General features: G+C 66.5%; 19 protein-coding genes and 1 tRNA gene. 9 read left to right on the top strand and 11 right to left on the bottom strand.

The window, feature by feature from the left end:
• The first annotated feature begins 124 nt into the window (after positions 1-124).
• Genes E4S58_RS04780 through E4S58_RS04770 form a run of 3 tightly spaced genes read left to right on the top strand, consistent with a single transcriptional unit; the run spans position 125 to position 2,674 of the window.
• The gene (locus E4S58_RS04780) at positions 125-1,531 is read left to right on the top strand and encodes a pilus assembly protein TadG-related protein (protein ID WP_136635148.1); all 1,407 of its coding nucleotides are present in this window, start codon (positions 125-127) and stop codon (positions 1,529-1,531) included.
• Positions 1,531-2,070: a TadE/TadG family type IV pilus assembly protein gene (locus E4S58_RS04775; RefSeq protein WP_136635147.1), complete on the top strand. Its 540-nt coding sequence runs from the start codon at positions 1,531-1,533 to the stop codon at positions 2,068-2,070. The genes E4S58_RS04780 and E4S58_RS04775 overlap by 1 nt, the downstream gene beginning before the upstream one ends.
• 7 nt (positions 2,071-2,077) lie before the next feature.
• Entirely contained in the window at positions 2,078-2,674 is a 597-nt protein-coding gene (locus E4S58_RS04770; RefSeq protein ID WP_136635146.1) for a TadE/TadG family type IV pilus assembly protein, read from the top strand.
• Here the strand turns inward: E4S58_RS04770 and E4S58_RS04765 are convergent.
• On the bottom strand, positions 2,671-3,204 hold the full coding sequence (locus E4S58_RS04765; protein ID WP_169052594.1) for a hypothetical protein: 534 nt from the start codon (positions 3,202-3,204) through the stop codon (positions 2,671-2,673). The two genes, E4S58_RS04770 and E4S58_RS04765, sit on opposite strands and share 4 nt — an antisense overlap.
• Positions 3,205-3,312: 108 nt before the next feature.
• Between E4S58_RS04765 and E4S58_RS04760 the strand changes: the two genes are divergently transcribed.
• Positions 3,313-4,224 carry a pirin family protein gene (locus E4S58_RS04760; protein ID WP_136635144.1) on the top strand — a complete coding sequence of 304 codons (912 nt, stop codon included), beginning with the start codon at positions 3,313-3,315 and terminating at the stop codon, positions 4,222-4,224.
• A gap of 64 nt (positions 4,225-4,288) precedes the next feature.
• Here the strand turns inward: E4S58_RS04760 and E4S58_RS04755 are convergent, their stop codons facing one another.
• Entirely contained in the window at positions 4,289-4,876 is a 588-nt protein-coding gene (locus E4S58_RS04755; protein WP_136635143.1) for a TetR/AcrR family transcriptional regulator, read from the bottom strand.
• Between the two features lie 94 nt (positions 4,877-4,970).
• Between E4S58_RS04755 and E4S58_RS04750 the strand changes: the two genes are divergently transcribed.
• From E4S58_RS04750 to E4S58_RS04735, 4 genes are all read left to right on the top strand, one after another.
• Positions 4,971-5,210: a hypothetical protein gene (locus E4S58_RS04750; protein ID WP_136635142.1), complete on the top strand. Its 240-nt coding sequence runs from the start codon at positions 4,971-4,973 to the stop codon at positions 5,208-5,210.
• A 105-nt stretch (positions 5,211-5,315) separates the two neighbouring features.
• Positions 5,316-6,602, top strand: a complete 1,287-nt coding sequence (locus E4S58_RS04745) for a homoserine dehydrogenase (protein WP_136635141.1) — start codon at positions 5,316-5,318, stop codon at positions 6,600-6,602.
• 78 nt (positions 6,603-6,680) lie between these two features.
• A complete protein-coding gene (gene recJ, locus E4S58_RS04740) occupies positions 6,681-8,423 on the top strand; it encodes a single-stranded-DNA-specific exonuclease RecJ (RefSeq protein WP_136635140.1) in 1,743 nt (580 codons plus the stop codon).
• 133 nt (positions 8,424-8,556) lie between these two features.
• Positions 8,557-8,631 (top strand) — tRNA-Glu (locus E4S58_RS04735).
• Positions 8,632-8,933: 302 nt separating this feature from the next.
• On the opposite strand, the gene E4S58_RS04730 is transcribed toward E4S58_RS04735, so the two are convergent.
• The 6 genes from E4S58_RS04730 to E4S58_RS04705 all read right to left on the bottom strand — a co-directional run bounded on the left by E4S58_RS04730 (position 8,934) and on the right by E4S58_RS04705 (position 15,600).
• Positions 8,934-9,476 carry a YaeQ family protein gene (locus tag E4S58_RS04730; protein ID WP_136635139.1) on the bottom strand — a complete coding sequence of 181 codons (543 nt, stop codon included), beginning with the start codon at positions 9,474-9,476 and terminating at the stop codon, positions 8,934-8,936.
• Positions 9,477-9,686: 210 nt separating this feature from the next.
• A complete protein-coding gene (gene purU, locus E4S58_RS04725; RefSeq protein ID WP_136635138.1) occupies positions 9,687-10,571 on the bottom strand; it encodes a formyltetrahydrofolate deformylase in 885 nt (294 codons plus the stop codon).
• An 18-nt stretch (positions 10,572-10,589) separates the two neighbouring features.
• Positions 10,590-11,126, bottom strand: coding sequence for a sarcosine oxidase subunit gamma (locus tag E4S58_RS04720; protein ID WP_136635137.1), 537 nt, complete (start codon positions 11,124-11,126; stop codon positions 10,590-10,592).
• Positions 11,119-14,064 (bottom strand): sarcosine oxidase subunit alpha family protein, encoded by a 2,946-nt coding sequence (locus E4S58_RS04715; protein WP_136635136.1) that lies wholly within the window; start codon positions 14,062-14,064, stop codon positions 11,119-11,121. The genes E4S58_RS04720 and E4S58_RS04715 overlap by 8 nt, the downstream gene beginning before the upstream one ends.
• Entirely contained in the window at positions 14,061-14,342 is a 282-nt protein-coding gene (locus E4S58_RS04710) for a sarcosine oxidase subunit delta (protein ID WP_136635135.1), read from the bottom strand. The genes E4S58_RS04715 and E4S58_RS04710 overlap by 4 nt, the downstream gene beginning before the upstream one ends.
• A gap of 7 nt (positions 14,343-14,349) precedes the next feature.
• A complete protein-coding gene (locus tag E4S58_RS04705) occupies positions 14,350-15,600 on the bottom strand; it encodes a sarcosine oxidase subunit beta family protein (protein ID WP_136635134.1) in 1,251 nt (416 codons plus the stop codon).
• 94 nt (positions 15,601-15,694) lie between these two features.
• On the opposite strand from E4S58_RS04705, the gene E4S58_RS04700 reads away from it, so the two are divergent.
• Positions 15,695-16,651 carry a GlxA family transcriptional regulator gene (locus E4S58_RS04700; protein ID WP_240789457.1) on the top strand — a complete coding sequence of 319 codons (957 nt, stop codon included), beginning with the start codon at positions 15,695-15,697 and terminating at the stop codon, positions 16,649-16,651.
• Here E4S58_RS04700 and E4S58_RS04695 read toward each other — a convergent pair.
• From E4S58_RS04695 to hutG, 3 genes are read right to left on the bottom strand one after another with little or no spacing between them, the layout of a single operon-like run.
• Positions 16,637-17,386 (bottom strand): IclR family transcriptional regulator, encoded by a 750-nt coding sequence (locus E4S58_RS04695; protein WP_136635133.1) that lies wholly within the window; start codon positions 17,384-17,386, stop codon positions 16,637-16,639. The genes E4S58_RS04700 and E4S58_RS04695 overlap by 15 nt on opposite strands.
• Positions 17,387-17,407: 21 nt before the next feature.
• Complete coding sequence (locus E4S58_RS04690) at positions 17,408-18,823, bottom strand: formimidoylglutamate deiminase (RefSeq protein ID WP_136635132.1); 1,416 nt, start codon at positions 18,821-18,823, stop codon at positions 17,408-17,410.
• Entirely contained in the window at positions 18,823-19,650 is an 828-nt protein-coding gene (gene hutG / locus E4S58_RS04685; protein ID WP_136635131.1) for an N-formylglutamate deformylase, read from the bottom strand. Before hutG ends, E4S58_RS04690 begins: the two co-directional genes overlap by 1 nt.
• Positions 19,651-19,657: the final 7 nt, after the last annotated feature.

Below are 19,657 nucleotides of genomic sequence, written 5' to 3'. Positions count from 1 at the left end.
TTTCCCCCGACACACCGCAATATGGCCGCATTTCAGCCTGAATCCCCCGTTAACACTTCCGACGGAGAATAAGTCTGCCCACGCGGTCCAGGACGGTGCGGGACAGGTCTACAGAGGTAGAGACATGGCTGATACGTTCCGGATTGCCCATCTCGTGCAGGCAGCGCGCAGCAGGCTGCGCCAGCATGTCGTGCATTACGCCAAGGCGGAAGACGGCGTCATGCTGGCCCTGGTGATGAGTATTCTTCTGATCATGATGATCGTCGCCGGCTTCGGCGTCGAGGTCATGCGGACCGAGATGGAGCGGACACGGATCCAGCAGGTCATCGACACCTCTACACTCGCCGCAGCACACAAGGACAACGAACTGCTGCCCAAAGATGTGGTGATGGACTATTTCGCCAAGGCGAACCTTGCCTCCTACATCTCGCGCGATGACATCACCGTCGACACGTCCCAGGGCACGTCCGTCACCGTCAAGCTCAAGGCCGACGTGAAGACCCCCTTCCTCAAGCCGCTCGGATTCGAGAAGTTCACCGTGCCCGTGCAGGGCCGCGCCGAACAGGCCATGGGCGATTCCGAAGTGTCGCTGGTTCTCGATATCTCGGGCTCGATGAGCGACAACAACCGCATGACGCGCCTGCACACGGCCGCGAAGGAATTCATCGACACCGTGCTGCCGGCCGAGGCCGTCAACCACGTGTCGGTCAACCTTGTGCCCTATACCGGCGACGTGAACGCGGGCTACGAGATCTTCAGCCGGATGAACGTGCGCCAGTTGCACAACTATTCCTACTGCGTGAAGTTCAAGGCGACCGATTTCGACACGACGGCGATCGATCCGGCGGATCACTATCTGCAGGCGCCCTACTTCAAGCACTATGATTACTGGCCTGTGCCGCCCTGCCCGACCAACAGCTATGAACGCATCACTCCGGTCAGCCAGAACGCCACCGCGCTGAAGACCCAGATCGGCCAGCTGCAGGGCAGCGAACAGACCTCAATCCACCTTGGCATGAAATGGGGTGTGGGTCTGCTGGATCCGGCCTTCCGCCCGGTGATCAACAGCATGGTCGACGCCAGCCTGGTTGACGAAGCCTTCCGCGATCGCCCGGCGCCGCTGAACGGCATGGCCCTGAAGGTTGTCGTGCTGATGACCGATGGCCAGAACACCGAAACCAAGACGATCAAGGAATTCGCCTACGACACGCCGGACATGCGGTATTACTGGGCCACCAACGCGATCAACATCTTCGAAGACGATGCGGACTACAGCTTGCAGAACGAATTCTTCGAAGTGGCCTATTCCGCGTCCTATGGCGACCTGCTGCTGCAGAACATCTGCACCGCCGCCAAGAACCAGGGCATCCTGATCTACACCATCGGGTTCGAGATCAACAATCACGCCGCGACGCAGATGGAAAACTGCGCCTCTTCGGCCTCGCACTTCTACCGGGTGGAGGGCGTGCAGATCTCTGACGCCTTCAAATCCATCGCCCGCAACCTCAAGCAGCTGAGACTGACGCTCTGATGACCTGCTCCTTCTCTCTCAAGACCCACCTCAAACGCTGGCTCGGCGACGAGACGGGCGCGGTCATCGCGGACTTTGCGGTCATGCTGCCGGTCTTCGTGATGTTCCTGCTGTCCTCGGCGGAAATGGGCCTGATGGCCTTCCGCCAGACCATGCTGGAACGCGGGCTCGACATGGCGGTGCGCGACCTGCGGCTGGGGCTGGTCACCGACCCGACCCATGCCAAGGTGAAATCCCGGATCTGCACCTATGCCGGCTATCTGCCCGACTGTGGCGCCAGCCTGCGGCTTGAAATGCAGCCCGTGGACCTGCGCGCCTATACCTCGCTGCCGCCCAAGGCCGACTGCATCGACAAGTCCGAGGAAATGAGCCCGGTCCGCGCCTTCGTCACCGGCGGCACGAACGAGCTGATGGTGCTGCGGGCCTGCGTCAAGATCGCCCCCGTCTTCCCGACCTTCGGTCTGGGGGAACAGGTGGCCAAGGACGGCAATGGGGACATGTCCCTGTTTTCCGTCACCGCATTCGTGAACGAACCCTGAGATGGCCATGACCCAGTTCCGCCCCTCTGCCCTGTCCCTGATCTCGGCCCGGCTGCGCCATGCGATTGCCGACTATGGCCGCGACACCCGTGGCCTTGTCGCGACCGAAGCGATCATCCTGCTGCCGCTGGTCATCTGGACCTATGTGGCCATGTTCAGCTTTTTCGACATGCTGCGGATGAAAAGCGTGAACCAGAAGGCCGCCTTTACACTAGCGGACGCCTATTCGCGCGAAACGGACAAGATCAACGACACCTATGTCGACAGCACGTTCGAACTGTTCCAGGCACTGACCCGGTCGAATGCGCCCGCGATGCGCGTGTCGGTTCTGAGCTTTGATCAGGACACCGACAAGTACACGGTGAAATGGTCCAAGAAACGCGGCGTCGGCAGCCATGAGGCGCTGACCGAAAACACGGTCAATAACCTGCGTCAAATCCTTCCAGAGGTCGAATCCGGCGATGAATTCATCCTGGTCGAGACCTGGAACAACTATGTGATCCCGTTCAAGATCGGCATGGATGATTTCGAGATGCGCTCGGTCGTCTTCGTCAACCCGCGCTTCGCCGACCAGCTGAAATGGGACGACGGCACGCCAAGTTAACCGGCCGTATCCTCGGCGGCGCGTTCGGCCAGTGTCACGGCCAGGACATCCGCCATCTGCTTGGCCTCGGCGGCCCGAGTGATGCCGCCGACGCCGATCCGCCGACCAAAGCGCCAGTAAAGACCCGGCTGCCACAGGCGCGTGGCCTTGGTCCGGGTGCGCAGAAGAAATCCGTTCGACGGCTTGAAGGCAAAGGTGCCGCGATCGACGGTGACGATGTCGTCCAGCGTCGTCAGGCAGGTGCCGGTGCTGTCGAACACCCCCTCGCGGGTCAGGATCACGCTGCGCCGCGTGGCCCGGTACATCACCCAGGCCCCAAGGGCCGCGACCAGCCCCATCAGCAGAACCATCGCGTCCAGCCAGCTTCCGCCCGCCCCCGCCAGCGCCATGCGCAGCAGCAGCACGGACAGCCCCGCCAGAACGGCGACGCCGAAGATGCGGCGGCCGGGGGATACGGAAACCGTGGCAAGCGGGGCGGAGGTCGCGTCGATCTGGCTCATGCGGCTGCGGTAGAGGAGCCCTTGGTCCATTGCAAGCCCACTGTGGATTGCCGCACAGATCCCGTGCCGGGACGAAGGCTTTGCCATCTTGGCCGATGGCGGGCGGCACCCTAGATTTGGCGGTGAAAGGAGACGCCCATGTCCATCCGCCCCACGCTTGAGACCCGCCGCGCCCAACCCACCATGGAAGGGGCCGGCGTGAAACTGCACCGCGCCTTCGGGTTCCACCGCCCGAGCGAGCTTGACCCCTTCCTGCTGTTCGACGATTTCCGCAACGAGGATCCGCGCGATTTCCAGTCGGGCTTTCCCTGGCATCCACACCGCGGGATCGAGACGATCACCTACGTCCTGTCGGGCACGGTCGATCATGCCGACAGCTTGGGCAACACCGGGTCGCTTGGTGCGGGGGACGTGCAATGGATGACAGCAGGGTCCGGCATCCTGCATCAGGAGATGCCGCAGGGCAACGCCAACGGCCAGATGCACGGGTTCCAGCTTTGGGCGAACCTGCCGCGCGACCTGAAGATGACCACCCCGCGTTACCAGGACGTCGAGGCCAAGGAGATCCCCGAGATCATCGACGATGATGGCACCCGCGTGCGCGTCGTGGTCGGCGAGTTCTGGGGCAAGCGCGGGCCGGTCGACGGCATCGCCGCCGATCCGCAATACCTCGATATCTCGATCCCGCCGGGGGTGAAGAAGACCCTTCCGGTCGACCTCTACCGCCGCGCCTTTGCCTATGTCTTCGAAGGATCGGCCGCCTTTGCCGATGCCTCGGCGCCCACGGGCGTGCTGCTGGAAAAGGAAGTGCGCGGGGAAGAGGTCAACATTCGCGACATGTCCGGCAACCGGACCCTGATCCGCTTTGGCACGGGCGACGAGATCACGGTTCAGGCGGGCGAAGAGGGTGTGCGCTTTCTGCTGATTTCAGGCGCGCCGATCCAGGAACCCGTCGCCTGGCACGGTCCGATCGTGATGAACACGGCCGAGGAACTGCAGCAGGCGTTTTCCGAACTGCGCAACGGGACGTTCATCAAGCCGGCGCACTAGGGGCGTGGTCCGCGGGGTGCGGTGCGTGCAAGCACGCACCCTACGGGTCGGCTTGGGACGCGACCTAGTCCGCCACCATCCGGCGGGTCATGTCCCAGTAGATGGCTTCGACATCCTCCAGGCTTAGGCGACCGGACTGGCGGAACCAGGTGTTGACCCCCGTCAGCATGGCGATGATGGCCATGGTCGCGATGCGCGGGTCCTCGATCCGGAAAGCGCCTGTCTGCTGCCCCGAGGCGAGGATCGCGGTCAGGCGGTCCTCATAGCGGTGGCGCAGCGCCTCGACGGCGGCGAAGTTGTCGGGCGTGAGGTTGCGCAGTTCCATGTAGGCGATGAAGACGGCGTCGGGGCGTTCGGCGTGAAAGCGGATGTGGAACCGCGTGAAAACCTCAAGCGCGGCGACCGGATCCTCGGGCAAGGGGCGCGCATCCAGCGCCGCCAGCAGATCCTCAAGATGGGCGGTCATCAGGTCGAACAGCAGGCTCTGCTTGTCGGCGGTGTAATTGTAAAGCGCGCCGACCTGCACCCCGACCTCGGCCGCGATCTGGCGCATCGACACGGCGGCAAAGCCCTGTTGGGCGAACAGCACCTGCGCGGCCTCGCGGATGCGGGGCGCGGTCAGGGCGGAATGGGATCCTGCGGTTCGGGCCATTGGTCCGTTGTATCTGAACGCTTGTTCAGATCAAGGCCGCTTGCCCCCGCGCGCCCGATGCGGCAGGGTCCGACGCGATTGACGGGAGAATGCCATGATCATCCGCAGCCTTGTGGTTCTGACGCTTCTGGCGGGCGCGGGCTGCGCCGAATTCCCCGATCTGTCGCGCGACATCCCCGCATCAGAGCTGGACGGCCCCTACCCGCCGCTGGCCCCCCTGCCCGATCTTCTGGCCCGCACCGAAGATCCCCGGATCGAGGACGGCGATGACGCCGCGCTGACCGCGCGCGCCGCAGCACTTCGCGCCCGGGCGGCGCGCCTTCGGTCGCAGTAGACCCCAGAACGCCCACGGCCGACCCGCGCGGCCAATGGCGCGTTGCACGGTCGGCGCGAAACCGCTAGAGCCGCCTAGACAACATTTAAGGCGGAGTGAGCGGGAATGAGCGGCACGTTGCGTTTGGGTATCGCGGGGCTGGGCACGGTCGGCGTGGGGGTGGTCAAGATCATCCGGCGCGAGGCAGAGATGCTGTCCACACGCACCGGCCAGCGGATCGAGATCTCGGCGGTGTCGGCCCGCACCCGTGACAAGGATCGCGGCGTGCCGCTGGATGGCTATGCCTGGGAAGACGATCCCGTCACCCTCGCCACCCGCGACGATGTCGATGTCTTCGTCGAACTGATGGGCGGATCGGACGGGCCCGCCAAGGCCGCCACCGAAGCCGCACTGAAGGCCGGCAAGGACGTGGTGACCGCCAACAAGGCGATGCTGGCCGTGCATGGTCAGGCCCTGGCAGAGCTGGCCGAGGCGAACGGCCGCGTGATCCGCTACGAGGCCGCCGTGGCGGGCGGCATCCCGGTGGTGAAGTCGCTGATCGAAGGCCTTGCGGGCAACCAGATCACCCGCGTCATGGGCGTGATGAACGGCACCTGCAACTATATCCTGACCCGGATGGAAAGCGCGGGGCTGCCCTATGAGACGGTCTTCGAGGAAGCCAACCAGCTTGGTTATCTCGAGGCTGATCCGAACCTGGACGTGGGCGGGATCGACGCGGGCCACAAGCTGTCGATCCTGGCCGCCGCCGCCTTTGGCACGCAGGTGAATTTCGCCGCGATGGAGCTGGAGGGCATCGGCCGCCTGACGATCGAGGACATCCGCGCCGCCGCCGACATGGGCTATCGGATCAAGCTTCTGGGCGTCGCGCGGATGACCGGGCGCGGGCTGGAACAGCGGATGTCGCCCTGCCTTGTGCCCGCGACCTCCCCGCTTGGACAGCTGGAGGGTGGGACGAACATGGTGGTGCTTGAGGGCGATGCGGTGCAGCAGATCGTGCTGCGCGGACCGGGCGCAGGCGAAGGGCCGACGGCCTCGGCCGTGATGGCGGACGTCTGCGACATCGCGCGCGGTGTCCGCCTGCCGGTCTTCGGCCAGCCTGCGGGCAGCCTGATCGAAGCGACTCCGGCGAAATCCGGCACGCCAGCCGCCTATTACCTGCGCATGATGCTGCAGGACAAACCGGGTGCGCTGGCCAAGGTGGCGACCGTGCTGGGCGAGGCCGGGATCTCGATCTACCGGATGCGCCAGTACGACCACGAAGGCGATGGCGCGCCGGTGCTGATCGTGACGCACAAGACGCAGCGCGACGCGCTGGACCGGGCGCTGTCGGCGATGGACCGCACCGGTGTCGTCGAGGGCACGCCCGTGGCGATCCGCATCGAAGAGGTCTGAGGCCGCGCGGGGGGCGCCTGCGGGAGGCCTCCGGCGGGAGTATTTCTGGCAAGATGAAGCAGGGGAGCTTCTGACCTGATGGATTTCCTGGGTGTATCCTCCTCTCTCCTGGGGCGCAGGTGGGTCGGCCCGCCGGTCGAGATCGACCGCGCGGCCGAGGCCCTGTCGCAGGCCACCGGGCTGGACCGGGCCCTGGCCCAGGTGCTGGCCCGGCGCGGGGTCAATGCGGCAGAGGCCGAGGCCTTCCTCGCCCCCTCGCTGCGCGACCTGCTGCCCGATCCGCGATCCCTTCGGGACATGGAGGCCGCAGCGGCGCGGTTCCTGCGGGCCGTGAAGGGGCGCGAGAGGATTGCCGTCTTTGCGGATTACGACGTGGACGGCGGCACCTCGGCCGCGCTGCTGATCGACTGGCTGCGCCAGATGGGGCGCGAGGCGACGCTTTATGTGCCCGACCGGATCGACGAGGGCTATGGGCCGAACGTGCCCGCCATGCAGGAGCTGGGGGCGGCGCATGACCTGATCGTCTGTGTCGACTGCGGGACATTGAGCCACGAACCGGTGGCCGCGGCGGGGTGCGACGTGGTGATCCTGGACCACCACCTGGGCGGAGAGACCCTGCCCGACTGCGTCGCCTGCGTGAACCCCAACCGCCAGGACGAGGACGGGGCGCTGGCGCATCTGTGCGCGGCGGCCGTGGTCTTTCTGATGCTGGTGGAGGCGAACCGGCAGGCCCGCGAGGACGGGGCCAAGGGGCTTCCGGACCTGATGTCGATGCTGGACCTGGTGGCGCTGGCCACGGTGGCCGATGTGGCGCCGCTGATCGGGGTGAACCGCGCCTTTGTCCGGCAGGGGCTGGTCGTCATGGGGCGGCGCGCCCGGCCCGGGCTGGCGGCGCTGGCGGATGTGGCGCGGATGGATACGGCGCCTGCGGCCTATCACCTCGGTTACCTGCTGGGCCCGCGGATCAACGCGGGTGGGCGGATCGGCAAGGCGGACCTGGGGGCGCGGCTTCTGTCCTGCACAGACCCGCACGAGGCCGCCGCCATGGCGGACCGGCTGAACGATCTGAACGCCGAACGGCGCGAGATCGAGGCCAATGTGACCGCCGCCGCGCTGGCGCAGGCCGAGGAGCGGGGCTTGGACGCGCCGCTGGTCTGGGCGGCGGGCGAAGGCTGGCATCCGGGCGTCGTGGGCATCGTCGCCTCGCGCCTGAAAGAGGCCACGAACCGGCCTGCCGTGGTCATCGGGCTGGACGGCGACGAGGGCAAGGGATCGGGCCGGTCGGTGGCGGGCGTGGACCTTGGCGCCTCGATCCAGCGGCTGGCGGCCGAGGGGCAGCTGATCAAGGGTGGCGGGCACAAGATGGCGGCGGGCCTGACCGTCGCGCGTGACCTGCTGGAGCCCGCCATGGCGCGGCTGAGCGAGCTTCTGGCGAAACAGGGCGCCGGGCTGGGCGGCGCGGCGGATCTGCGCCTGGACGGGCTCTTGATGCCCGGCGGCGCGACGGTCGACCTGATCCGGTCGATCGAGGCGGCGGGTCCCTTCGGCGCAGGCGCCTCTGCCCCGCGCTTCGCCTTTCCCGATGTCACCGTGAGCTTTGCTAAGCGGGTCGGGGAAAGCCATCTGAAGCTGCGGTTCGGCGACGGGCTGGGCGCGTCACTGGACGCGATCTGCTTTGGCGCCTTCGACGGACCGATCGGCCCCGCCCTGTCGGAACGCTCGGGCAAGAGATTCCACCTGGCCGGGCGGCTTGAGATCAACACCTGGGGTGGTCGGCAAAGCGTTCAGATGCGACTGGAGGATGCGGCGCCCGTCGCGTGACCCCTTGTTTTGTTGGCTCTTCCCATTGGCTGACCCGCTTTGGGAGCAGCTTGAAAGAAAATCTTCAAAAACGCGAAAATTTCCCCTTGCGGTGGATCGGCGCTTTGCCTAAACACCGCCTCACGCCAAGCGCGGCCCGTTCGTCTATCGGTTAGGACGCCAGGTTTTCAACCTGGAAAGAGGGGTTCGATTCCCCTACGGGCTGCCATGGCTATCTCCTGACAGGTGCCGAGAAACCAACCCCGACCACTCGCCGTGGGTGGTTGCGACCGCTTTGGTCAAAGCTCTCACCTTCCCATGATTGGTCGCAAAACGCGCCCCTGATCGTCACCGATCCGCAGGACCGCGCGCGCCTGATCTTCTCTCGCCACATCGCAGACCTAGGTGCGAAAATGACGCCCGTGTCGGTCATACCGCACGGGATGGGCGGTGTCTTGTTGGCGATCCTGGGCGGCAGGGATACCGGCGGGCCAGGGCAAGCGTCCAAACCTGGATCCCCCTGGCAGATCGTCAGGCCGTGCCCTTCCATGTGTCTGGCGTCAGGTAGATCACGGTGTCGTCCATCGCGACCATGACCTCGCCTTCCTGGATGTTGATCTGCAGCTTCATCGACCGGCTGGCCAATGCGGCCAGCGCTTCGGTGTCGTCCACCCCGAGGTGCAGCACCCGCAGATTGTCGAACCGGGTGGTGGCCCCCTTTGTCCTGTCCCACCAGGTTTCGGCCGTGCGGCCGTAGGCATAGACGATGACCTCGGCGGCCTTGTTGCAGGACTGGCGGATGACCTTCTCGCTCGGCAGGCCCAAGGAGATCCACAGGTCGATCTCGCCGCTCAGGCTCTTGCGCCAGATGTCGGGCTCGTCGTCGGTGGACAGGCCCTTGGCCAGCTCAAGCTGCTCATGCGCGTTCAGGGCGAAGGCGATCACGCGGACCATCAGCCGTTCGTCGGTTTCCGACGGATGGCGCGCCACGGTCAGGCGGTGCGTTTCGTAATAGTGCCGGTCCATGTCCGAGACCGACAATTCGATTTTATAGATGGTGGCTTTCTGCGCCATGAGCTGCCCAATCTCTTCAAGGATTGGACTGCCTACCGCGCCCCGGCCCAATTTGGAAGGCGTTGCGGTCACCGCGGCATGGCAGCGCGTGGGGGGCTTGGTCACACCGGTATCGCGGCGACCGGACCATCAGCCTGCATCAGGCCCTTCGGCTTCAAACGTGATGCGGCGGGCGCGGGGGCGGGCCGTTGCCCTGCCCCGCGCCCGTGCCTACCCCATCCGTTCCGACGCGAAGCCACGCGGAGAGGCGGGGAAGACCACGGTCTTGGTGCCGTTCAGAAAGACCCGGTGGTGGGCATGGGCGTGGATCGCGCGGGCCAGCACCGACGCTTCGACATCACGGCCAAGCGACACGTAATCGCCCGGTGACTGGGCATGGGTGACGCGGACGGTGTCCTGTTCGATGATCGGGCCTTCGTCGAGGTCGGCGGTGACATAGTGCGAGGTCGCGCCGATCAGCTTCACCCCCCTCTCGTAGGCCTGCTTGTAGGGGTTCGCGCCCTTGAAGGATGGCAGGAATGAATGGTGGATGTTGATGATCCGGCCCGACATCTTCTGGCACATCTCATCGCTGAGGATCTGCATGTAGCGGGCCAGCACGATCAGCTCGGCACCTGTCTCCTCGACCACCTGCATGATCTGCGCCTCGGCCTGAGGCTTGTTCGCCCGGGTCACGGGGATACAGTGGAAGGGAATGTCGTGGTTCACGACAAGCTTCTGATAGTCCATGTGATTCGAGATCACGGCGGTGATGTCGACCGGCAGGGCGCCGATCCGCCAGCGGTAGAGCAGATCGTTCAGGCAATGCCCGAAACGCGACACCATGATGACCACCTTCATCTTGGTGGCCTCGTCGTGGAAGGCGTGGGTCATGTCGAACCGGGCCGCCACCGGGGCGAACCGGGCCGCGATCCGGTCCAGCGAGGCGCCGGTGTCCGAGGTGAAGCTGACGCGCATGAAAAAGCGACCGGTTTCGAGATCGTCGAACTGAGAGCTGTCGACGATGTTGCAGCCTTCCTCCGCCAGCAGGGTGGCGATGGCGGCGACGATTCCACGGGCGGTCGGACAGGCGACCGTCAGGCAATAGGTGTTCATTCCGGATCCCTTGTGAACTTAGCGGGCAGACAGATGCGCCAGCATGCGCTCGAGCGCGTGCCAGAGGCTTTCGGCCGAGGACCGCATGCCCCAGATCCCCAGGCGGTCCGGCGCGCGTCGGACAAGCAGGACAGGCATGTGGTCGATCACGCTGCGCAGCGCCTGCCCCGGTGCCAGCCGGGCCGGATCGAGGTTCACGGCGCGTTCCAGCACCCGCTCGACCGGGCCGGACAGATCGAACAGCACCCAGCCGTCGGTCTGGTCCGTGACCGAACACCCCGGGGCCCTGTGCGCGACCTGCGCCGCGAAATCGGTGTCGGCCAGACCGGGGCCTTCGATCATCCACTGGTCGGGACCGGTCCAGAGCGCGGTGCCAAGCGCGGTTTCGGCCCAAAATCCGGCTTCCGGCAGGGTCGCGTCGGGCCGTGGTGCATCCCGCCGCAGCGCAAGCGAGGCCAGCGCCACCTCGGGGCATTCGGTCAGGCCAAAGGCGCCGAGGCGCAGGCTGCGCGGGGTGGTCGCGCCCAGGGCGCAGGTCGGGGTCAGGTCAGTCACGAAGGCGCTCTCCCTCAGGGTCGACGAAATGGGCCGAAGCGACACGCAGGGCGACCTCCTGACCTTCAAGCGGGTTGGCGGCGGTGATGATCTCTCCGATCCGGGTGTCACCATGTTCAAGAAAGCCAAGCCCGATCGCATGGCCCAGGTGTGGCGAATGGCAGGCCGAGGTGATCCAGCCCTGGTCGGTCACCGTATTCTGCACCGCGCCTTTGGTGAACAGATGCGCCCCGGCGGTGACCTTCTGCGCCGGATCGACGGGCACCAGCCCGACAAGGCGGCGGGTGTCGGCGGCCAGCCCTTCGCGGCGCGACATGACGGCCCCGATGCTGTCCTTCTTGGCCGACACCATCCGCCCCAGTCCCAGCATCTGTGCGGTGGTCTGGCCGTTCAGCTCGGCCCCGGCGGCGTGACCCTTTTCGATCCGCAACACCGCAAGCGTTTCGGTGCCATAGGGGGTGACGCCCAGATCCGCGCCCTCCTCCATCAGCCGCTGCATCAGGGCCGCGCCATAGCGGGCGGGCACGGCGATTTCATAGGCCAGTTCCCCCGAGAACGAGATCCGGAACAGCCGTGCGCGCAGCCCGCCGCAGACGGTCAGGTTGGCGCAGGCCATGAAGGGAAAGGCCGCGTTCGACAGATCGGCGCCGTCGGTGATCCGTGTCAGAAGCTGCCGCGATTTCGGCCCTGCCACGGCGATCTGCGCCCAGGCGTCGGTGGTCGAGATCAGCTGCACGTCCAGATCGGGCCAGAGGCACTGTCGGGCGAATTCCATGTTGCGATAGACCGCGCCCGCGTTGGCGGTGGTCGTGGTCACCACGTAGTGATCCTCGGCCAGCCGGGCGCAGGTGCCGTCGTCAAACAGCGTGCCGTCCTCGCGCAGCATCAGGCCATAGCGGGTGCGGCCGACCTGCAGCGTCCCCATCATGTTGGCATAGACACGGTTCAGGAAGTCCCTCGCGTCTGCCCCCTGCACATCGATCTTGCCCAGGGTCGTCACGTCGCACAGACCGACGCCCGCCCGGACCGCCAGCGCCTCTCGGTCGACGGACTGGCGCCAGTGGGTCTCTCCGGGCTGCGGAAAGTACTGGGCGCGCATCCAGGGGCCCACCTCGACAAAGACTGCGCCTTGGGTTTCGGCCCAGTGATGCGTCGGGGTCAGGCGGCGCGGACGGAAATCCGCCCCCGTGTCGCCGCCGCCCAGCACGCCGAGAGAGACGCCGGTATAGGGCGGACGGAAGATCGTGGTGCCGGTTTGCGGAATTGATCGTTCTGTCATTTCAGCCATGACAGCAAGGGCCGTGACGTTCGACGTCTTGCCCTGGTCGGTCGCCATGCCAAGGGTGGTCCACCGCTTCATGTGCTCGACAGAACGCATATTCTCTTTGTGCGAAAGCTGGATATCCTTCACCGTCACATCGTTCTGGAAATCGACCCAGGCCCGCCCCTTGCCCGGCACGTGCCAGATGGCCGAGGGGCGGTCGGCGTGGTCTTCGGCGCGCGGCATGTCAGGCGTCCGGGCCGTGATGCCAAGCGCGGTGAGGGCCGTTTCGGCCGCGGCCGCACCGTCGGCGAGGGCCGCCGCGGTCGATCCCTTGCCCGCGCAGGCGCCCGCAGGAATCAGGCCGCCGGGGCCACCGTCACCGGGCAGGAAGGCCAGGCGCGTGTCGTCCCACACCGGCCGCCCGCGATGGTGCGAGGCCAGGTGCACGTTGGGGTTCCAGCCACCCGCGACGCCCAGGGCAGTACAGTCGATCCAGCGGTCCTGACCGCCATGGCGCAGCCGGATGGAGGTCAGCCCGCGCCGCCCCCGCGTGCCGGTCACCAGCCCACCCGCGAAGACCTCGTAATCCTTGCCCGCTGGCGCATCCGCCCGGGCATCCACGACGCCAATCAGGTTGACGCCCTTGGCCAGAAGGTCGCGCGCGGTACGGTGACCATCGTCGCAAGTGGTGAAGATCGCCACCGGATCATCGGCCTTAGCCACAGGCGCGACCGACCAGCGGTTGGCATAGGCGCGCATGGCCCCCGACAGCAGGATGCCGGGGCGGTCGTTGTCGGCGAAGGGCACATGCCGTTCCGTGGCGCCCGCCGCCAGTACCGCCCGCTTCGCAGTGATCCGCCACAGCGTCTGGCGCACACCGTCGCCGGGGGTTGCAAGGTGATCCGCGACCCGTTCGACCGCGCCATAGATGCCGTGGTCATAAGCGCCAAAGACGGTCGTGCGCGTCAGGATGCGGACGTTCGGCAGGCTGCGCAGTTCGGCCTCGACGCGCTCGACCCATTGGGGTGCGGGGGCGTCGTCGATCGGATCGCTTTCGGCCAGCAGACGGCCGCCCAGACGGAAATCCTCATCCGCCAGGATCACCCGCGCCCCGGCCCGCCCGGCGCTCAGCGCCGCCATCAGGCCCGCGGCACCGCCGCCGATGATCAGCACGTCGCAATGCAGGTACCCGCGATCATAGGCGTCCGGGTCCGGCAGGTCCGACAACCGTCCAAGTCCCGCTGCCCGCCGGATCATCGGCTCGTAAAGCCTTTCCCAGAAGGCGCGCGGCCACATGAAGGTCTTGTAGTAGAACCCGGCGGCAAAGAAGGGCGCCATGAGGTCGTTCACCGCCAGCAGGTCAAAGCCAAGCGGGCCCACGTGGTTCTGCGAGGATGCCTCGAGCCCGTCATACAGTTCGGCCACGGTGGCGCGGGTGTTGGGTTCGGCCCGCGCGCTGCTGCGCAGGGTGACAAGGGCATTGGGTTCCTCGGACCCGGCCGAGAAGATGCCGCGCGGCCGGTGGTATTTGAAGCTGCGCCCGACCAGCCGCACACCGTTGGCCATCAGGGCCGAGGCCAGCGTGTCACCGGGATGGCCCGCATAGCTTTGGCCGTTGAAGGTGAAGGTCAGAGACCGTGACCGGTCGATCAGCCCGCCGGATACCCGCGTCATGCCCCTGCCCTCCGCGTCCGGGCGACATTCCGGGCCAGTTCGGCGCCCAGGATCTCGTGCGTCAGGGTATCGCGCGTGACGACCAGCCAGGACCGGTCGCCCTGTTCGTGAAACCACAGCTCGCGGTGCAGACCGGCAGGGTTGTCGCGGTCGTAGACATAGGAGGCAAAGGCGGCCTCGCCCGCCTCGGGATCAGGACGGTCGATCAGCGCGGCATCGCCGAGATAGGTGAATTCCTGCGCGTCACGCAGGCCGAGAAGCGGATGGGGGATCAGCATGGCGGTCTCAATGCAGGTTCGGCGTGGCACCCACGCCCTTTTCGTCGATGACATGGCCGCGCGCGAAGCGGTCCAGCCGATAGGCGGTTGCGGTTTCATGCGGGGTGTTGGTGGCCAGCAGATGGGCAAAGGCATAGCCCGAGGCCGGGGTGGCCTTGAACCCGCCGTAGCACCAGCCCGCATTCAGATAGAGCCCTTCGACCGGGGTGCGGTCGATGATCGGAGACCCGTCCATCGACATGTCCATCACCCCGCCCCAGGACCGCAGAAGGCGCGCGCGGCCGATGCGCGGCATCAGCGCCATGCCGCCTTCCAGCACGTCCTCGACCACCGGCAGGTTGCCGCGCTGCGCGTAGGAATTGTAGCCGTCGATGTCGCCGCCAAAGACCAGACCGCCCTTGTCGGACTGGCTGACATAGAAGTGTCCCGCACCGAAGGTGATGACGCCGTCGATGACGGGTTTGAGCCCTTCACTGACAAAGGCCTGCAGGACGTGGCTTTCGATCGGCAGGCGCATCCCGGCCATCTGCATCACGCGCGACGACGACCCGGCCACCGCGACGCCGACCTTGCCGGCGCCGATGAAGCCGCGCGATGTCTCGACCCCCAGAACGCGGCCCTGGTCGATGCGAAAGCCTGTGACCTCGCAATTCTGGATGATGTCGACGCCGCGCTGGTCGGCGGCGCGGGCATATCCCCAGGCCACCCCGTCGTGCCGCGCCGTGCCCGCGCGCCTTTGCAGCAGTCCGCCCTTGATCGGAAAGCGCGCGTTGTCGAAGTTGAGCCAGGGATACATCGCGCGCACGGCCTGCTGGTCCAGCAGTTCGGCATCGGCGCCCGACAGGTGCATCGCGTTGCCCCGGCGGCGATAGGCATCGCGCTGGCCGTCGGAATGGAACAGGTTGAGGATCCCGCGCTGGCTGACCATGGCGTTGAAGTTCAGGTCCTGCTCCATGCTCTCCCAGAGCTTCATCGAGAATTCGTAGAAGGGCTGGTTGCCTGGCAGCAGGTAGTTCGACCGGATGATCGTCGTGTTGCGCCCGATGTTGCCCGAGCCCAGCCAGCCTTTCTCAAGCACAGCGATCCGCGCCTGCCCGAAGGTCGCCGCCAGGTGAAAGGCCGTCGCCAGCCCGTGGCCGCCGCCGCCGACGATGACGAAATCATAGGCCGGTTGCGGATCGGGATCGCGCCACAGCGGTGCCCACCCCTTGTGGCCCGTCAGGGCTTCCTTGATGACTTTGAAGCCGGAAAACTTCATCCCGTGCGCCTCCTGCTGGTCAATTTGGTGATACGCCCCCGGCACGGCGATTTCTTCTTTGCATCTGCCGTTCTTTTCCGAAATTGTGCCGAACATGTCGCCCAAGACCTTCGCCTTCGTCCTGCTGGACGGCTATGCGCTCATGTCGACCGCCGCCGCGCTTGAACCGCTGCGGGCGGCGAACCTGTTCGCGGGCCAGACCCTTTACGATCCGGTCACCCTGACACCCGAAGGCGGGCCGGCACGGGCCTCGCTTGGCAGCTGGTTCGACAGCCTTCCGCTTGATGACGCACCTGACCGCCCCGATCTGATTTTCGTCGTAGCGGGGGGCGATCCCCTGGCGGTGCGCGATCCGCGGCTGATGGGCTGGCTGCGCCGGATGGACCGGGCGGGCGTGGCGCTTGGCGGCATTTCGGGCGGCGCGGCGATCCTGTGGCGGGCGGGGCTGATGGGCGGGCGACGGTTCACCCTGCACTGGCACCATATCGAGGCGCTGCGGGCCGAGGACCCCGGCGCCGTGGTCGATCGGCGGCTGTTTGTCATCGACCGCGACCGTTACACCTGCGCGGGCGGCACCGCACCGCTGGACATGATGCACGCGATCATCGCGCGCGATCACGGCGGCCCCTTCGCGCGGCGCATTGCGGATTGGTTCATCCAGACCGAGGTGCGGATCGCCGAGGCGCCGCAGCAGGCGGGCGTGGCGGCGCGCTATGGTCCCCTGCCCGATCCGGTGCGCCTTGCGCTGGACCTGATGGAGACGCACCTGGCCGATCCTCTGTCGGTCACGCAGATCGCGGCGCTGGTCGGCGTGTCGGTGCGGCAGCTGCAACGGCTCAGCTCCGAGAGCCTCGGCCTGCCGGTCGCCGAGGTCTATCGCCGCATGCGGCTGGATCTGGCGAAGGATCTGATCACCCGCACCCGCCTGCCGATGAGCGAGGTGGCGCAGATGGCCGGGTTCGCCACCCAATCGCACCTGTCCGATGCCGTGCGGGCCCGGTTCGGTCACAGCCCCCGCGCGCTGCGCAGCGGGCCGTCAGAGCATGCGTGAGATTTCGCGCGCGGCGTCCAGCACGCGCTCGATCAGGGCGTCATCCGGCTGGATCTGCATCTCGTGGCCCGACAGGTTGATCGCACCAAGGTAACGCCCGTGCCGCGACACCAGCGGTGCCGCGATCGATAAGGTGCCGGTGGCCAGATGCGACCGCTGCGCGACGTAGCCACGGGCCCGGTCTTCCTTCAGCAGCGGCTTCAGGTCGGCCAGGGACGCCGGGGCCTGCGGGCTCATCGGGTTGAAGGTGTAATCCTTGAAGCGGCGGTCCAGCTCGGCCTCGGGCAGGTCCGACAGAAGCAGGCGCCCCATGGTGGTCGAGAAGGCCGGCAGGCGCGACCCGACCGGCACGTTCGACACCATCGATCGGTCCGACAGGGCGCGATAGACATAGACGATCTCGACCCCTTCAAGCACCGAAACGTGGGCGGTAAAGCCGGTGTCGTTGCGCAGCTGGTCCGCCGGGATGCGGGCCAGGTCGTAGATATCGAGCGAGGCCAGGTAGCGGTACCCAAGGTCCATCACCCGGGGTGCCAGCCGATAGCGGGTTTCATGCTTGACCAGGAAGCCTTCGCGTTCCAGCGTGACGACGAACCGATAGGCGGCGCTGCTGGTGATCGACAGCGCCTCGGCGATTTCCGACAGCATCATCTCGGGGCGGGTGACGGTGAAGCATTCCAGGATGCTCAGCCCGCGCACCAGCGAGTTCGATCGGTAATCCGGTTCCTTGGCCAAGCTGCGTCCCTTTCCGACCCGTCAGGCCACGGTTCCGCGATCCGACAGACGTGCCGCGACGCGTTGCATGGCCTTGTGATAGTCCGAAACGATCACATTTTCCATGGGATGATGGCCCGCCGTGACCACGCGCCGCCCGCGCACGACCACGTCGCCGACGTGGAAGCCCCGGCCAGCAAAGACGTGGAAATCCAGCGCGGCCTCGGGATCGACCGGCAGCATCGCGCCGGGTTCGGGCGTGGTGAGTTCGACAAAGCTGGCCAGACCGCCGGGGGCAAGGCCCTGTTCCGGCCGACCCGCCGCCCGTGCCCCGCCCTGCGCCGCCCGCGACCAGAGGTTCGCGGCCACATGGGGCGTGTCCATCGACGACAGCACGTTGCGTTGACGGTCGCGCAGACGCTGGCTGTATTCCAGCTGCTGCAGTTCCTGCGACGCATAGGTGGCAATGTTCGAATCCGACCCGATGCCAAAGCTGCCGCCCTGCGCGATATAGTCGGTGGCGCGGAAGATGCCGTCGCCCAGGTTGGCTTCGGTCATCGGGCACAGGCCGACGGTCGCACCGGAATGGGCGATCATCGCGACCTCGGACGCCGTCAGGTGGGTCGCGTGGATCAGGCACCAGGCCTCATCCACCGGGGCGATGTCGAACAGTTGCTGAACCGGACGACGGCCGTTCCAGGCCAGGGCGTCCTCGACCTCTTTCACCTGTTCGGCGACGTGGATGTGCACGGGGCTGCCGGGGATCAGATCGGCGCGCAGCTTGAGCAGCTGGGTGATTTCCTCGGGCGTGGCGGCGCGCAGGGAATGCGGCGCGATGCCAAGCGTGTGCCCGCCCGCTTGCGCGGGGGCGCGCAGGCTGTCCAGCATCGCCGCATACCCGTCGAGATCCTGAATGAACCGGCGCTGGCCATCGGTCGGGGCGAGGCCCCCGAAGTTCGAATGGGCGTAGAACACGGGCAGATGCGTCAGATCGAGCCCCGTGAGCTTGGCGGCCTCGAAGATGCCGAGCGACAGTTCCTCGCGCCGGGCATAGGGCGTGCCGTCCAGATCGTTGTGGACGTAGTGGAATTCGACGATCCCGGTGTAGCCGCCCTTGAGCAGCGACAGGTAGAGCCGTGCGGCGATGGCCTGCAGATCCTCGGGCGACAGGGTCAGCGCGAAGAAATACATGATGTCGCGCCAGGACCAGAAGCTGTCGACGGGATTGCGGCGCACCTCGGACAGGCCGGCCATGGCGTATTGAAAGGCATGGCTGTGCAGGTCGGTGATGCCGGGAACCACGGGATTTTCATAGACCGGCAGACCGTCCGGATTGTCGTCCTGCGCGGTGCTGGCGATGGTACCGTCGGCCGCGAAATGGACCGAGAGGTTGCGCACCCAGCCCTCGGGCGTCAGCGCCTGGCGGAAATGCGCGCCGTTCAGCAGATCGAACCCCATCACGACCCCGCCAGTTCGGGCTGGAAGGCATCCATGACACCGACAAGCCGCGCCAGCGCGACCTTCAGGCGGTCGGCGCGGTCTGGCAGATAGGTCCAGGGGGTCTCTTCCAGCATGTAGCAATCCTGCGCGATCTCGATCTGCAGGACGTGAACGTTCTGGTCGGGACGTCCATAGTGGCGGGTGATGTGCCCCCCCTTGAAGCGGCCGTTGTGGACCATGCTGAAGTCGCTTTGCTTCAACGCCGCCTCGGCCGCCTCGGCCAGTTCCGGCGCGCAGGAGGTGCCGGAGTTGCTGCCGAGGTTCAGATCGGGAAGGCGCCCGTCGAACAGGCGCGGGACGTGGCTGCGGATCGAATGCAGGTCCAGCATCACGCAGTAGCCATGGGCGCCGCGGATGCGGTCGATCTCGGCGGTCAGCGCGGCGTGGTAGGGATCCCAGTAGGTTGCGATGCGGGCGGCCTGCTGGTCCGGGGTCGGTTCGGCACCCGGGCGATAGAGCGGCCCGCCGTCGAAATCGATCGTCGACATCAGCCCGGTCGTCGCCCCGGTATAAAGCGGCGTGTCATCCGACGGACGGTTTAGGTCGGCGGCATAGCGCGTGACCGTGGCCGTCATCAGAGACGCCCCCTTGGGCAGCAGATCGCGGGCGATGCGGTCCATGTGCCAGTCGGTGTCGCTCAGGTCCAGAGCTTCGGGTTTGAGAGCGGCACGGAGATCTTGCGGAACATGGGTGCCGGCATGGGGCACATGCAGCAGCAAGGGCGAGTCCCCGGTAATGCGTTCAAAAAGCGGGCGGTTTTCGGGGTCTTTCAGACCAACTTGCATCTCGAAG

The sequence above is a fragment of the Pseudooceanicola onchidii genome (assembly GCF_004959925.1).
In the GTDB taxonomy this organism is placed as follows: Bacteria; Pseudomonadota; Alphaproteobacteria; order Rhodobacterales; family Rhodobacteraceae; genus Pseudooceanicola; species Pseudooceanicola onchidii.
The sequence above is the reverse complement of the archived record's forward strand: the minus strand, read 5'-3'. Positions and strand labels throughout refer to the sequence as shown.

What these genes read in the sequence shown, in the direction of transcription:
- E4S58_RS04780 (WP_136635148.1), top strand. Translation starts at nt 125, where the DNA reads ATGGCTGATACGTTCCGGATTGCCCATCTCGTGCAGGCAGCGCGCAGC.
- recJ (WP_136635140.1), top strand. Translation starts at nt 6,681, where the DNA reads ATGGATTTCCTGGGTGTATCCTCCTCTCTCCTGGGGCGCAGGTGGGTC.
- E4S58_RS04710 (WP_136635135.1), bottom strand. Translation starts at nt 14,342, where the DNA reads ATGCTGATCCCCCATCCGCTTCTCGGCCTGCGTGACGCGCAGGAATTC.
- E4S58_RS04755 (WP_136635143.1), bottom strand. Translation starts at nt 4,876, where the DNA reads ATGGCCCGAACCGCAGGATCCCATTCCGCCCTGACCGCGCCCCGCATC.
- E4S58_RS04760 (WP_136635144.1), top strand. Translation starts at nt 3,313, where the DNA reads ATGTCCATCCGCCCCACGCTTGAGACCCGCCGCGCCCAACCCACCATG.
- E4S58_RS04775 (WP_136635147.1), top strand. Translation starts at nt 1,531, where the DNA reads ATGACCTGCTCCTTCTCTCTCAAGACCCACCTCAAACGCTGGCTCGGC.
- E4S58_RS04745 (WP_136635141.1), top strand. Translation starts at nt 5,316, where the DNA reads ATGAGCGGCACGTTGCGTTTGGGTATCGCGGGGCTGGGCACGGTCGGC.
- E4S58_RS04765 (WP_169052594.1), bottom strand. Translation starts at nt 3,204, where the DNA reads ATGGACCAAGGGCTCCTCTACCGCAGCCGCATGAGCCAGATCGACGCG.
- E4S58_RS04770 (WP_136635146.1), top strand. Translation starts at nt 2,078, where the DNA reads ATGACCCAGTTCCGCCCCTCTGCCCTGTCCCTGATCTCGGCCCGGCTG.
- E4S58_RS04715 (WP_136635136.1), bottom strand. Translation starts at nt 14,064, where the DNA reads ATGACGCGGGTATCCGGCGGGCTGATCGACCGGTCACGGTCTCTGACC.
- E4S58_RS04730 (WP_136635139.1), bottom strand. Translation starts at nt 9,476, where the DNA reads ATGGCGCAGAAAGCCACCATCTATAAAATCGAATTGTCGGTCTCGGAC.
- E4S58_RS04700 (WP_240789457.1), top strand. Translation starts at nt 15,695, where the DNA reads ATGTCGCCCAAGACCTTCGCCTTCGTCCTGCTGGACGGCTATGCGCTC.
- purU (WP_136635138.1), bottom strand. Translation starts at nt 10,571, where the DNA reads ATGAACACCTATTGCCTGACGGTCGCCTGTCCGACCGCCCGTGGAATC.
- hutG (WP_136635131.1), bottom strand. Translation starts at nt 19,650, where the DNA reads ATGCAAGTTGGTCTGAAAGACCCCGAAAACCGCCCGCTTTTTGAACGC.
- E4S58_RS04705 (WP_136635134.1), bottom strand. Translation starts at nt 15,600, where the DNA reads ATGAAGTTTTCCGGCTTCAAAGTCATCAAGGAAGCCCTGACGGGCCAC.
- E4S58_RS04690 (WP_136635132.1), bottom strand. Translation starts at nt 18,823, where the DNA reads ATGGGGTTCGATCTGCTGAACGGCGCGCATTTCCGCCAGGCGCTGACG.
- E4S58_RS04750 (WP_136635142.1), top strand. Translation starts at nt 4,971, where the DNA reads ATGATCATCCGCAGCCTTGTGGTTCTGACGCTTCTGGCGGGCGCGGGC.